At 67.9% G+C, this 14013-nt stretch carries 11 protein-coding genes; 7 read left to right on the forward strand and 4 right to left on the reverse strand.

What is annotated here, in order from left to right; genetic code table 11:
* Positions 1-165 precede the first annotated feature (165 nt).
* Both HWX31_RS06180 and HWX31_RS06185 read left to right on the forward strand, forming a co-directional pair.
* Positions 166-1065 (forward strand): LysR family transcriptional regulator, encoded by a 900-nt coding sequence (locus HWX31_RS06180; RefSeq protein WP_174965300.1) that lies wholly within the window; start codon positions 166-168, stop codon positions 1063-1065.
* A 323-nt stretch (positions 1066-1388) separates the two neighbouring features.
* On the forward strand, positions 1389-2501 hold the full coding sequence (locus tag HWX31_RS06185; protein ID WP_174965299.1) for a S1/P1 nuclease: 1113 nt from the start codon (positions 1389-1391) through the stop codon (positions 2499-2501).
* A gap of 52 nt (positions 2502-2553) precedes the next feature.
* On the opposite strand, the gene HWX31_RS06190 is transcribed toward HWX31_RS06185, so the two are convergent.
* Together HWX31_RS06190 and HWX31_RS06195 are read right to left on the reverse strand one after the other, a co-directional pair.
* A complete protein-coding gene (locus tag HWX31_RS06190; RefSeq protein ID WP_059616243.1) occupies positions 2554-3195 on the reverse strand; it encodes an ankyrin repeat domain-containing protein in 642 nt (213 codons plus the stop codon).
* Between the two features lie 105 nt (positions 3196-3300).
* Positions 3301-4836 carry a catalase gene (locus HWX31_RS06195; RefSeq protein WP_174965298.1) on the reverse strand — a complete coding sequence of 512 codons (1536 nt, stop codon included), beginning with the start codon at positions 4834-4836 and terminating at the stop codon, positions 3301-3303.
* Positions 4837-5111: 275 nt separating this feature from the next.
* Here HWX31_RS06195 and HWX31_RS06200 point away from each other — a divergent pair, with 275 nt between their 5' ends.
* Positions 5112-6680 (forward strand): methyl-accepting chemotaxis protein, encoded by a 1569-nt coding sequence (locus HWX31_RS06200; protein WP_174965297.1) that lies wholly within the window; start codon positions 5112-5114, stop codon positions 6678-6680.
* Positions 6681-6746: 66 nt separating this feature from the next.
* Here HWX31_RS06200 and HWX31_RS06205 read toward each other — a convergent pair whose 3' ends face one another.
* Positions 6747-7664, reverse strand: a complete 918-nt coding sequence (locus tag HWX31_RS06205) for a LysR family transcriptional regulator (protein ID WP_174965296.1) — start codon at positions 7662-7664, stop codon at positions 6747-6749.
* A gap of 129 nt (positions 7665-7793) precedes the next feature.
* Here HWX31_RS06205 and speB point away from each other — a divergent pair, with 129 nt between their 5' ends.
* The 4 genes from speB to HWX31_RS06225 all read left to right on the forward strand — a co-directional run bounded on the left by speB (position 7794) and on the right by HWX31_RS06225 (position 12500).
* Positions 7794-8753, forward strand: coding sequence for an agmatinase (gene speB, locus HWX31_RS06210; protein ID WP_095399848.1), 960 nt, complete (start codon positions 7794-7796; stop codon positions 8751-8753).
* A gap of 145 nt (positions 8754-8898) precedes the next feature.
* Positions 8899-9561, forward strand: a complete 663-nt coding sequence (locus HWX31_RS06215; protein WP_174965295.1) for an SOS response-associated peptidase family protein — start codon at positions 8899-8901, stop codon at positions 9559-9561.
* A gap of 276 nt (positions 9562-9837) precedes the next feature.
* Positions 9838-11271 carry a purine-cytosine permease family protein gene (locus HWX31_RS06220; RefSeq protein WP_174965294.1) on the forward strand — a complete coding sequence of 478 codons (1434 nt, stop codon included), beginning with the start codon at positions 9838-9840 and terminating at the stop codon, positions 11269-11271.
* A 158-nt stretch (positions 11272-11429) separates the two neighbouring features.
* Positions 11430-12500: a porin gene (locus HWX31_RS06225; protein ID WP_174965293.1), complete on the forward strand. Its 1071-nt coding sequence runs from the start codon at positions 11430-11432 to the stop codon at positions 12498-12500.
* 33 nt (positions 12501-12533) lie between these two features.
* Here HWX31_RS06225 and HWX31_RS06230 read toward each other — a convergent pair whose 3' ends face one another.
* Positions 12534-13745: an MFS transporter gene (locus HWX31_RS06230; protein ID WP_174965292.1), complete on the reverse strand. Its 1212-nt coding sequence runs from the start codon at positions 13743-13745 to the stop codon at positions 12534-12536.
* Positions 13746-14013 lie beyond the last annotated feature (268 nt).

Genomic DNA, 14013 nt, shown 5'->3' on the forward strand with positions numbered 1-14013 from the left:
CGGTTGCGGCGAATTATGGTCGTGCGCGATGCGCCGAAACAGGCGCGGGCGGCGCAATCAGCTTCGTGATAATTTTGAAAATGACCGATATCCGATTTCGGCGCGCGTGCCGGTGCAATCGGGCAGGCGGCCGGAACGACGCACGAGGCGAGACCCCTCACCAAGATGATCAAACTGGAAGACTTGCAGATTTTTCTTTTCGCCGTGGACAACGGCAGCCTTTCGGCCGCGGCACGCCGGCTGGATCTGACGCCGGCCGTCGCCAGCGCGGGACTCAAGCGGCTCGAAGGCGAACTCGGCACGCGCCTGCTGGCCCGCTCGACCCGAAGCTTGCGGCTCACGCCGGACGGCGAGCGCTATGTGCAATACGCACGCGCGATCGTGGAGCAGGTCGAGGCGGGGCATAACGCAATGGCGCATGGTCGCAAGACGATCGGCGGCGCGGTCTCGCTTTCCATGCCGTCCGATCTCGGCCGCAGCGTCCTGCTCGAATGGCTCGACGAATTCCAGCAGCAATATCCGGGCGTGTCGTTGCAGGTCCGCATCGGGGACCACGTGACCGACATGTTCCGCACGCCGATCGCCCTCGCGATACGCTACGGCGTACCCGAGGATTCGACGCTCGTGGCGCTCCCGCTCGCACCGGACAACCGGCGCGTGCTATGCGCATCGCCCGAGTATTTCGCGCGCCACGGCCGCCCCGAAACGGTAGCCGATCTGGCGGCGCACAACTGTCTCCGGCTCACGCTGAGCGACGCGCTGCACGATCGCTGGACGTTCTTCCGCGACGACGACGCGAGCGTGGTCGGTGTTCGCGGCAACCGCAGCAGCGACGACGGGGAGCTGGTCCGGCGCTGGGCAGTGGCAGGGCGCGGAATTGCATACAAGTCCAGGCTCGACGTGCTGGAGGATCTTCGCGCCGGCCGGCTCGAAGCGGCGCTGACGGAATTCGACGGGGAAAGGGCGCCGCTGCATCTTGTCTGCGCGCATCGGACGATGCTGTCGCCGACGGTCAATGCGCTGCGCGATTTTCTGCAATCCCGGATCGCCGCTTATCTCGCGTAAGCAACGGCGTCGGGGTCGGTCGGAATTCGATGAAGACGCACTACTCGAAAGCCGGCTTCGTTCTCAAATCGTGAGAAGCGGAACGCGACTACTGTCACGTTCCCGGCGTATATTGCCGCGTTGGTTGTACACCGGCTTGCCGGTGCGTAGGGGCGGACAGTGCGCGTCGGTCGAGGCTGCGTTGCGCTGCTGCGCGTCGGTCATGCCATGGATGCAGGCATGCAGGAAGGAGGCACGCCGACCCGCGTTCTGGTCGTCATGACGATGACGGTCGCCCGCATCGGGCGCCGTTTCTCAATCCAGGAACTCCGGAGAAACGCACAATGACAATGCATCGACCGAGGGCCCAAGCCGTACCGACCGAATTGCCGAACCGCCAGCCGCGCCGTCGCCGCTTCGACCGCGCACGCCGTTACCTGGCGTGCGGCGCGCTGCTCCTGACGATCGCTCCGCGTGCGTTCGCGTGGGGCGACGAAGGGCACCAGATCGTCGCGAAGATCGCCGATCACTATCTGAGCACCACGACGCGCGCCGCGGTCAACGCGATGCTCGCGAACGACGCGACCGGCCTGACCGCGACGGACATCGCCGGCGAGGCGACCTGGGCCGATCGCTATCGCACCACGCACTCGGACACCGCCAACTGGCATTTCGTCGACACCGAGATCGGCAACGGCGACATCGACGCCGCGTGCAACGGCCATCCGCCGCTGCCGGTCGACACGCCGGCATCGGCCGGCCCCGCGAACGCGTGCGTGGTCGACAAGATCGACCAGTTCACGAAGGAGCTCGCATCGCCGCAGACCAGCGACGCCGAGCGTCTGCTCGCGCTGCAGTTCCTGCTGCATTTCGTCGGCGACCTGCACCAGCCGCTGCATTCGAGCGACGACAACGACCGCGGCGGCAACGACAAGACGGTGTCCGCGCCGGGCATCGCGTCAGGGAAGCTGCACAGCTACTGGGACACGGCGTTTCTCAAGGGGCTGGGCAGCGACGCCGGCACGATCGCGACGCAGCTGATCGGCAACATCACGTCGAGCCAGCTCGCGACCTGGCAGTCGCAGACGCCGCGCGACTGGTCGCTCGAGGCGTTCGACATCGCGAAGCGGGATGCGTACGGCATGCTGCCGGCGCCGAACAGTTCGGGCACCTATGCGCTGTCCGCCGACTACGTCGCGACCGCGCAGCAGGACGTCGCGCTGCAGTTGAGCCGTGCCGGCGTGCGGCTCGCGATGGTGCTGAACGCAGCCAACCTGCAGGCGCCGGGCTCGTCGGGCGGCGGCGCGGTGCAGGTGTGGGTGAACACGGATTCCGGCGTGTATCACTGTCCCGGCTCGCCGTACTACGGCAACACGAGGAGCGGCGTCTACATGTCCGAAGCCCAGGCGAAGGCGGACGGCTATCGTGCGGCGGGCGGCAAGGCCTGCTCGGGCTGACGCGCAGCCGACGCGCGATCGCAGGGCAGGCGCCGCGCGCATGTGCCGGCCATCAAGGCCGCATCCGCAGCGTCACATCGGCATTCGGCGTCGCGCCCGCTGCTTCCAGCGCCGCGACGGCCGCATCGTTGCCCTGCAGGATCGCATTCTGCAGCGCGGTGCGGCCGAGCGCATCGACGTGGTCCGGATTCGCGCCGCGCGCGACGAGCACCGGCAGCAGGTCGAGCCGGCCGAACAGCGCCGCGAACGACAAGGCGGTTTCGCCTGCATGATTGGTCTGATCGATCGGGCAGCGGGTGTCGATCAGCCGTTTCGCGATCGCGGTCTCGCCCTTGAACAGCGCGCCCATCAGCGCGGTGTTGCCGTGGCGGTCGCCGACGCACGGGTCCGCGCCGGCTCGCAGCAGGTAGTCGAGCGCGTGCGGCTGGTCGCGGTAGGCCGCGAGAATGAGCGCCGTATAGCCTTCGCGCGTCGTCGCGTCGATCGGATAATGCGCGTCGACGAGCGCCTGCAGGATGTCGATGCGGCCGAGGCGCGCGGCGGCGAACCATGCGTCGTCGTAGCGGCGCAGGTCGGCGTGCGCGTCCGGATGCGGAACGGCGGCGGGCGGCGCGGTCTGCGCGCACGCGGCGAGCACGGCGGTGCACGCGATCGCGAGCGTGCGCAAGAGGGCGGTTCGGAATCGATTCTTCATCAGCAGTCAGCGCCGCGTGTCGCCACGCGGCGCGATCGGACGGATTGGAAAGCGAAAGCCGTATTGCGGCCTTCGCTGCATCACGTTGATCAGTCGATCAGTCGATCAGTTCTCGACGAGCTTGTCGGCGAGCGACTTCACGCGCGCCACGTCCGCGTGCGTCGCACGCGCGAGGCGCGTGCCGTAGTCCGCATCGGCCTTGTAGAAGTACGACAGCATCGCGTACTTGTTCGCATCGTTCGTCACGTGATTCAGGTCGCCCGACAGCGCGGTCACGAGATCCTGCCGGCTCTGCGCGGGCAGCGCGCGGTAGTACTCGCCCGCCTGCCGGAAGTTCAGCGTCTTGTGGATCGCGGCCTGCTGCGTCGCGCCCGACAGCGGCGTCGCGACGGACTTGTAGCGCGGGTTCTGCGCGAGCTCGTTCAGCGTCGACGGCTCGTAGTTCACTTCACCCTTGCGGTCGCCGAAGTTCATCGCACCGTCCTGGTTGTTGTTCGTGACGGGGACGCGCGGACGGTTGACGGGCAACTGGTTGAAGTTCGCGCCGAGGCGATACATCTGCGTGTCCGCATACGAGAACATCCGGCCCTGCAGCATCCGGTCTTCCGACGGCTCGATGCCGGGCACCATCCGCGACGGCGCGAACGCCGATTCCTCGGTCGACTCGAAGTAGTTGTCCGGCACGCGGTTCAGCGTCAGCGTGCCGATCGTGCGTTCCGGGATGCCGGCCCAGACCTTCGTGTCGTCGAGCGGGTTGTAGTCGAACTTGTCGAGCTCGGACGGATTCAGCACCTGGATCGTGAGATCCCACTTCGGATACTGGCCGGCCTTCAGCGCGCCGTACAGGTCGTTCGTCATCAGGTTCCAGTCCGCGCCGATCGAGCCGGGAATGTCCTGCGGACGGAGCCCGTGCATGCCTTGCCGGCTCTTCCAGCGGAACTTCACGTAGGTCGTCTTGCCGTCGGCATTGACGAGCTTGAACGCGTGCACGCCGTAGCCGTCCATGTGCCGGTACGAGTCGGGCATGCCTTCGTCCGTATACAGCCGGGTCAGCATGCTGGTCGCCTCGGGCGCGTGCGCGAAGAAGTCGAACGCGAGGTTCGGGTCCTGCACGCCGGTCACCGCGCTCGGCTTGTTCGCATGGACGAAGTCCGGGAACTTGATCGCGTCGCGGATGAAGAAGATCGGCAGGTTGATGCCGACGAGATCCCAGTTGCCCTGCTCGGTATAGAACTTCACCGCGAAGCCGCGCGGGTCGCGCGCCTGCTCGGGCGAGCCGCGATAGCCCATCACGGTCGAGAAGCGCACGAACACGGGCGTCTTGGTGCCGGGCGTGAAGACCTTGGCCGTCGTCAGGTCGCTGAGGTCGGCGCTCGGCACGAATTCGCCGAACGCGCCGGTGCCGCGCGCGTGCACGACGCGCTCGGGGATGCGCTCGCGATCGAAGCGCTGGAGTTTCTCGATGAGATGCGAGTCCTGCAGCAGCGTGGGGCCGTTCGGTCCGGCCGTCTGCGAGTTCTGGTTGTCGCCGACGGGCGCGCCGTTGTCGCGCGTGAGTTCGGCGGCGTGCGGAGAGGCGCTCAGCGCGACGCAGGTGGCGGCGATCACGCCTTGCAGAAGCCGGTTCGCGGTGTGTGACATGTCGTTGATGTTCCTTGACTGAGGTGGGTTGCGAAGCAACGCCGCCAATGTAAAAGGTTCGTCAGACGATTCGCCAATTGAATCTCGTTAAGGACGCGATAGGCAAAAGTCGCAATCGGGCAGAACGGCGTCGCATCCGCAATGCAGACACGCGACCGGGCGACCGATAGCCCTGTTGACGGCGTGCCGCGGCACGACCGGTCATCGAGTCTGTTCCGATTCCTCTTGAGACGCTTCGCGTGCGCCGATGCCGCGCGCGAGCCTGATTGGCGAACATGTTCAGAAACGTCACGATTCGCGGCGGACTCGCCGCCACCATTGCCGGCTGCACGTTCCTGCTGATGTCGGTCATTGCGGCAGCCGTGCTGGCGCTCGTCACCAGCAACGCGGCGATCGACGCGATGTACCGCGACGACACGGCCGCCGTCGTGCACCTGAAGACGAGCTCCGAGCGCTTGCTGATGTTCCGGGTGGGCATGGCCGACGTCGAGCAGCTGATCAGCGCGGGCAAGCCGGCCGCCGCCGAGATCAAGCGGCTCCACGCGCTGCTCGACGCGAGCAACCGCGAGCTGGCGGCATACCGGTCGCTTCACGAGCCGGACGCGCCGGAGCGCAAGCTGCTCGATGCGCTGGCCGGCAAGCGCGACCGGCTGTTGTCGCAGGCGTTCGCGAAAGGCCTCAGGCAGCTCGACGACGAGAACCTCGTCGATTTCCTGAGCACCCAGCGCGAGATGCCGGCCGCGTGGTTCGACGAGTATCAGCAGGCCCTCACCGCGCTGGAGGAATTCCAGGTGCAGCGCCAGCGCGCGCGTTTCGAGCACGCGGCCGTGCGCTTTCGCATGACGCTATGGGCGTTCGGCGCGGCCGGGCTGATCGCGCTGGTCGCGGGCATCTTCGCCCATCGCGCGTTGACGCGGGCGATCGTGACGCCGATCGATTCCGCGGTCGAGTCGTTCGCGAAGATCGCGGCGGGCGATCTCACCGGGCGCGCCGCGGCCGGACGCGGCAACGAGATGGATCGCCTGCTCGATGCGCTGAACGAGATGCGGCAGGGACTCGTGGCGGTGGTGCGCCAGGTCCGGACCGGGACCGACGCGATCAGGCTGGATGCGCGCGCGATCGCGCACGGCAACCGCGACCTGTCGATGCGTGCCGGCGATCAGGCCGAATCGTTGCAGCAGGCCGCCGCGAGCATCGAGCAGCTGACGGCAACCGTGCGCCAGAACGCGGACAACGCGCACGATGCGAGCACGCTGGCGACGCGCGCGTCGGACATCGCAACGCGCGGCGGCGACGTCGTGCGTCAGGTCATCCGGACGATGGACGCGATCGCCGACAGCTCGACGCGCGTCGTCGGCATCGTCGGCGTGATCGAGAGCATCGCGTTCCAGACCAACATCCTGGCGCTGAATGCGGCGGTGGAATCCGCCCGCGCGGGCGAGCAGGGCAGAGGCTTCGCGGTGGTCGCGAGCGAGGTGCGGCTGCTCGCGCAGCGCTCGGCCGCCGCGGCGAAGGAAATCAAGGAGCTGATCGCCGCGTCGACCCGCAACGTCCACGACGGAAGCGAACTGGTCGTGCGCGCCGGCACGACGATGGACGAGATCCTGAAAGCGGTGGGCAGCGTGAACGCGATCATGGCCGACATCAGTCTCGCGTCGCGCGAGCAGACGACCGGCATCGAACTGGTGAACGCGAGCGTCACGCAGATGGAGGCGGCGACCCAGCACAATGCCGCGCTCGTCGAGTCGGCGTCGACGGCGGCCGCGTCGCTCGAAACGCAAAGCGAGCGCCTGTACGCGGCCGTGTCGCTGTTCCGCGTCGAAGATGCCGTGCCCGCCGGCTGACGGCGATCGTCGTTGACGAATGGGCCACGCTGATCGACTCGATGCGTACCGGCGCGCGCTCACGCGCTATTTCGACGCCCGCCTCGCCGGCGTCCGGAACTGATCGGCCAGCTCGCGCCGGAACACGTCGAGCACCTCGTTGTCGTCGGCATTCTTCGACGTCGCGAGCTGAAACTCGATCGCGTAGCTCATCCTGTTCGCGAGGAGCCTGCGCATCTTCCCGGCCGACTCCCACGGCGCCGCGATATGGTCGGGAAGAAAGCCGAGGTGCGCGCCGGACAGCACGAACACGACGTCGGCGTCGACGTTCTCGGAGAACGCGGTGGGCGGCCGGCCGCGCAGCCGCGAGGCCGGCGTGGTCATCCGGTACAGGCGCGCGACCGTGCTCGCCTGCGCGATGTCGTCGACGCTGACCGTCGGCTTCGTGAAGAGCGGATGCGCGGCGCCGCAGAACAGCGCCTGCTGCTCGACGAACAGCGGCGCGTAGTTCAGCCCGGCGTGGCGCCCCGAGAAATAGCCGATCGCGAGCTGGACCTCGTCCTTGACCAGCTTGCCTTCGAGCTCGTCGGGCGGCAGCGCGGCCATTTCGATCAGCACGTCGGGCGCGCGCTCGCGGAAGCGGCCGACGGCCCGCGCGATCGATTCGACGACGTCCGGCGCGAGCCGCTCGGACATTCCGATGCGCAGTTCGCCGAGCAGCGTGTCGGACACCTCCTGCGTGTCGCGCGTGAAGGTGTCGAGCGCCTGCAGCAGCCGGCGCGTCGACTGCAGCACGCGCTCGCCCTTGGGCGTCAGCCGGAACCCGCTCTTGCCCCGTTCGCACAGCCGAAACCCGACGCGCGTCTCGAGCTTCGCCATCTGCGTGCTGATCGTGGACTGCGCCATGCCGAGCCGGCCTTGCGCCGCGCTGAACCCGCCGCTCTCGACGATCGTCACGAACAGCCTGAGCAACTGCAGGTCCATGTCTCTCAATTGGGTGAGCATGGTGATACATCGCGATTCGTTAAAGTCAACTTATGATAGTTCATGTTTTTCGTTGGATGGCGGCGCTGCAGAATCCGGGTTCACGTCGCACGCGCGACCCGCCTCCGTCTGATGAAAGGAACCCGCCCGATGAGCAGCAGCGATCTCGCCTTTACCCGTTCGAGCCTGTACGGCACCCAGGTCGAAGCCAATTTCGCCGGCGCGACGAGCTTCATGCGCCGCCGCTACAGCCGCGATCTCGCGGGCGTCGACCTGGTCTTCACCGGCGTGCCGTTCGATGCGGCCGTCACGCACCGGCCCGGCACGCGCTTCGGCCCGCGCGGGCTGCGCGTCGCGTCGACGGGAATCGCGTGGGAGCGTCCGTGGCCGTGGGAGTTCGACCCGTTCGACGTGCTGGCGGCGGTCGACTACGGCGACTGCGCATTCGACGCCGGGCGGCCCGAATCGGTGCCGGACGCGATCGAGCGGCACGCGGACGAGATCCTGAAGCACGGCTGCGCGATGCTCACGCTCGGCGGCGACCACTTCATCACCTATCCGCTGCTGAAGGCGCATGCGAAGCGCCACGGGCCGCTGTCGCTCGTGCATTTCGACGCGCATACCGACACCTGGCCCGATCCGGACGGGAAGCGGATCGATCACGGGACGATGTTCTTCCACGCGGCCAACGAGGGGCTGGTGGTGCCGGGGCGATCGGTGCAGGTCGGCATCCGGACGACCAACGACGAGCCGATGGGGTTCGACATCGTGGACGCGCGGCAGGTGCATCGCGCGACGCCCGAGGCGGTTGCCGCGCGCATTCGCGAACGCGTCGGCGATCATCCGGTCTACCTGACGTTCGACATCGACTGCCTCGATCCGGCCTTTGCGCCGGGCACGGGAACGCCGGTGTCGGGCGGCCTGTCGAGCCATCAGGCGCTCGAGATCCTGCGTCACCTGCGCGGCATCAACCTGGTCGGCATGGACGTGGTCGAAGTGTCGCCGCCGTACGATCACGCCGAGATCACGTCGCTCGCGGGGGCGACGATCGCGATGGAGATGGTGTGCCTCTATGCGTGGCGGCATCGGCAGGCGCGACCGCAAGGTTGAGGGCCGAGGCAATCCGGACAGGCGGCCCGGGATGTCCCGGGCCGCGCTTCCCGAAGCATGCCGCGTATGACGAAAGACGGGGCGCGACGGCCGGCGCGCGGCGTCCTAAGATGAAGGCATTCCCGTTCCGCGACAGGCCCCTTCCGTGTGCACCAACTACCGCGCGCCGGACGAAGATCCGGGCATCAGCGAACTGAAGCTCGGCATCGGCGACCTGTTTCGCCGAGATCCGTGGGAGCCCGACGTGTATCCGGACTACGCGGCGCCGATCGTGTGCGCCGACGGCGACGGCGTCGCGGCCATGAAGGCGGTGTTCGGCTTCTGGCCGAAGTGCATGCAGCCGGAGCGCGTCGACGACGGCGGCCGCAAGCAGAAGAAGCTCGACACGATGAACGCGCGCGCCGAGACGGTCGGGACGTCGCGGCTGTACGGCAAGGCATGGCGCGACGGCCAGCGCTGCCTGATCCCGGCGCGCTGGGTCTGCGAGCCGTGCTATGAAACGGGCCGCAACGTCTGGCACCGGATCGGCCTCGCCGGCTGGCACGCGTACTGTGTCGCCGGCATCTGGCGGCGCTATGCGCGCGACGACGGCCAGCCGGTGATCGGCATGGCGATGCTGACGGTCAACGCCGACGCTCACCCGGTGTTCGCGCGGATGCACCGGCCCGGCGACGAGAAGCGGGGCGTCGTGATCCTGCGCGGCGGCGACTACGACGAATGGCTGCACACGACGAACGCCGACGCCGCGCGCCTGATGCTGCAACTGCTGCCGGCCGGCGAGATGGCGGCGGAGCCGAATCCGAAATAGCGGCGGCGTTCCGACGACCGGTCGGACAAATTCGATATTTGGCCGATCTCGGGTAATTCCGGATTTCCCACAAGTTGTATATACAAGATGATCCGCAGGCAATGTCGGCACGCGTGCGTGTCGACGCGCCAGCGTGCTGACCGTGCGTGCGTGGCGCAGGCCGGCGATCCACGGCGTTCGACCAAGTGCCGCCTCGACGAGCCGTTAAGGGCGGCTCGGCAGGTGCGTTGTATCGATGGATGTGTTTGTAATCCTGAGCAATTTGGAGATAACTCCGTGTCAATCAATTCCAGCGGGAAAGCCGGCGGCAGCCTGATCGAAGTCCGTTCGATCGATTTCATCCCCGACGCCGAGCGCCACGGCGGGCTGCTCAGCCAGTTCACGCTCTGGCTGTCCGCCAACATGCAGATCACGGCGATCGTGACGGGCGCACTGGCGGTCGTGCTCGGCGGCGACGTGTTCTGGTCCCTGGTCGCGCTGCTGCTCGGGCAGCTGATCGGCGGCGCGGTGATGGCGCTGCACGGCGCGCAGGGGCCGCAGCTCGGCCTGCCGCAGATGATCTCGAGCCGCGTGCAGTTCGGCGTGTATGGCGCGATGATCCCGATCGTGCTCGTGTGCCTGATGTACGTCGGCTTTTCCGCGAGCGGCTCGGTGCTGGCGGGGCAGGCGGTCGCGCAGCTGCTGCACGTCGACGACGCGACCGGCATCCTGCTGTTCGCCGCCGTGATCGTCTGCCTGACCGTGTGCGGCTATCGGGCGATCCACTTCGTCGGCCGCATCGCGAGCGTGGTCGGCATCGTCGCGTTCGTGTACATGTTCGCGCAGCTGTTCGCGAATCACGACATCGGCGCGCTGCTCGCGAACCGGCATTTCTCGCTCGCGAGCTTCCTGCTGTCGATGTCGTTGTCCGCGTCGTGGCAGATCGCGTTCGGGCCGTACGTCGCCGACTATTCGCGCTATTTGCCGCGCTCGACGTCGTCGGTGCGCACGTTCCTCGCGGTGGGCCTCGGGTCGGTGCTCGGCGCGCAGGCGGCGATGGTGTTCGGCGTGTTCGCCGCGGCGCTGGCCGGCAGCCGGTTCGCGCATCACGAGGTCGCCTATATCGTCGGGCTCGGCTCGACGGGCGCCGTCGCGGCGCTGCTGTACCTCAGCATCGCGTTCGGCAAGGTGACCGTGACGGCGCTCAACGCGTACGGCAGCTTCATGTCGATGGCGACGATCGTCAGCGGCTTTCGCGGCAAGGGCGCGGTGTCGTCGAAGAGCCGCCTCGTGTACATCTTCGGGATGATCTGCGTGTCGACGCTGCTCGCGCTGGCCGGCCGCCACTCGTTCCTGAAGGAATTCACCGCGTTCATCCTGTTCCTGCTCGCGTTCTTCACGCCGTGGAGCGCGATCAACCTCGTCGACTACTACTGCTTCACGAAGTCGCGCTACGACGTGCCCGCGCTGTCCAATCCGGACGGCCGCTACGGGCGCTGGAACGTGATGGCGATCACGATCTACGTGGTCGGCGTGCTCGTGCAGCTGCCGTTCATGTCGACGCACATCTACACGGGTCCGCTGGTCGATGCGCTGGGCGGCACCGACATCTCGTGGATCCTCGGGCTGCTCGTGCCCGCCGTGCTGTATTACATCGGCGCGCGCGCGTCGCGCCGCCAGATTCCCGAACGGCTGATCCTCCCGCTCGAACGCGGCGAGATCCAGCACTGACGAGCGGGCGTTCGGTTCCGGCCGGACACCCTCATTCCCCGATCCGGCCGCGCCGCGCGATGCGGCACTCCGCCGGCCGGATCTCCCAGCTCATTCGATGATGGCACGGTGCGCCGATCGCGTTCCGCGTCGGCGTGCGTTCCGTCGAAATGGATAGCATGACTAAATTGATGAAACATCGCGCGGCCTCGCTGCGCCTGCCGCCGGCGCGCACCGGCCTCCATGCCGCGTGCGCGGCCGCCACCTTCGCATGCTCGGGCGCGGCGCTGGCCGGCGACGGCGTCACGCTGTACGGCGTGATCGACGAGTTCGCGCAATACGTGAACACCGGCAACGGCTATACGGCGGCGATCGGCTCGGGCGGCCAGTGGGGCAGCCGGTTCGGCGTGAAGGGCGCCGAGGACATCGGCGGCGGGCAGAAGATCGAGTTCGATCTGGAAAACGGCTTCAATCCGAATAACGGCACGCTCGCGGATTCGAGCCGCATGTTCAACCGGCAGGCATGGGTCGGCGTCGCGGGGCAATGGGGCAAGCTGCGCGCGGGCCGCCAGAATTCGCCGCTCTTCAACGACCAGGGCGGCCAGGACGCGTTCGGCGGCGTGACCCAGGCGTCCGGCATGGACAACCTGACGGTCTTCGCGTTCCGCACGAGCAATACCGTGTCGTACCGGAGCCCGGAGATCGCCGGCTTTCAGGCGGGCGTGTATGTCGGCTTCGGCGACGCGGGCGGCGTGCGCTCGGCCGGATCGAGCCGGCAGTTCGACGTGACCTACGAGCACGGGGCGTTCGCGGCGTTCGTCGCGGGCCAATGGCTCAGGAGCGCCACGGCGGCGACCACGGATCGCACGATCATGGCCGGCGCGTCGTACGCGATCGGCAAGGCGACCGTCTACGGCGGGTTCTCGGCGGTGAAGTGGGACGACATCGGCATCGATTCGCGCGTCTACGGGCTGTCGGTCAAATATCAGCTGAATCCGGCGAACTACCTTGCGCTCGGCTATGCGTACCTGCACGACCAGTCGTCGCAAGGGAGCAACGCGGACCAGGTCGGCCTGATGTACGAGTACGACCTGTCGAAGCGCACCAGTTTCTACGGCGCGCTGTCGTACCTGCGCAACCGCAACCAGGCAGGCTACACGCTCGCCGGCGCGGCGAACCCTGGCTTGCCGCTCGCGTATCCGGGCGCGAACGCGCGCGGCGTGCAGCTCGGCATCGTGCATCGGTTTTGAGCGCAACCCGCGTCGCGCGCTTGCGGCAGCCGGTCAACGAACGGCGTTCGTCGCGAGCGAGGCGCGCCGACGCTGCACGACCTGCAGCGCGACGAGCGCGAGCCCGGCGAGCGCGATCAGCGCGCCGGCCACCGGCACCGCCGCATAGCCGAACCCGCCCGAGATCGCCGCGCCGCCGGCCGCCGCGCCGAGCGCATTGCCGAGGTTGAACGCGCCGACGTTGACCGACGACGCGAGCCCCGGCGCTTCGGACGCGGCGCGCATCACGCGCATCTGCAGCGGCGGCACGACCGCGAACGTCGCGACGCCCCACACGAGCAGCGCGACCGCCGCGCCCGCCTGTGTCGCGGCGAGCGCCGGGAACGCGAGCATCACGGCGATCAGCAGCAACAGGAAGCCGATCAGGCTGCCGTCGAGCGAGCGGTCCGCAAGCCGGCCGCCCGCGAGGTTGCCGATCGAGAAGCCGATGCCGATCAGCACCAGCATCGCGGTCACGAAGCCGGGCGTCGCGCCCGTCAGGTTCGCGAGCGTCGGCGCGACATAGGTATACAGCGTGAACATCGCGCCGGCGCCGAGCACCGTCGTCGCGAGCGCGCCGAGCACGACCGGGCGCGTGAGCACCGCGAGTTCGGCGCGCAGGTTCGGCATCTTGCCGGCCTCACCCCTGGGCAGCGCGGCGAACAGGCCCGCGATCGCGATCAGGCCGAGGCCCGCGGTCGCCGCGAACGACATCCGCCAGCCGATCGCGTGGCCGAGCCACGTCGCGGCCGGCACGCCGCCGACGTTCGCGATCGTGAGGCCCATGAACATCGTCGCGACCGCGCTCGCCTGCTTTTCGCGCGGCACGAGGCTCGCGGCGACCACCGAGCCGAGCCCGAAGAACGCGCCGTGATTCAGGCTCGTGACGAGTCGCGCGAGCAGCAGCGTCGTGTAGTTCGGCGCGAGCGCCGACAGCAGGTTGCCGATCGTGAAGATGCTCATCAGCGCGATCAGCGCGGCGCGCCGCGGCCAGCGCGCGAGCAGCAGCGTCATCAGCGGTGCGCCGGCCATCACGCCGATCGCATACGCGCTGATCAGCATGCCGGCGGTCGGGATCGACACGTGGACGCCGTCGGCGATCACGGGCAGCAGGCCCATCGGCGAAAACTCGGTGGTGCCGATGCCGAACGCGCCGGCGGCGAGTGCGAAGAGCGGCAGCGCGGCGCTGCCGCCCGTGCGTGACGCAGGGGAGGTCGGGTGGTTCACGTAAGGGGCTCCTGGGTGCGGGCGGCAGCGGGGGTGGGCATAGCCTGATCCGGCCGGTCGTTTGATGGCAAGACGCAGTGTGCGCGCTTTACTTTTGCGGAAAAAGCCGCGATCGATCGAAATTATTTTGATTTTGAATCAACAATGAAAGCCGGGTCCCGCGTCCGCGCCCGTAAAAAAGCCTCGGAAACGGGCGGACCGTGACCGAGGCGTCAAGGCATCCTCTCATAGGCACGAGGAATGGATGCGCGCGCAGTATATTTCGAGA

It is taken from the genome of Burkholderia ubonensis, assembly GCF_902833085.1.
Classification (GTDB): Bacteria; Pseudomonadota; Gammaproteobacteria; order Burkholderiales; family Burkholderiaceae; genus Burkholderia; species Burkholderia ubonensis.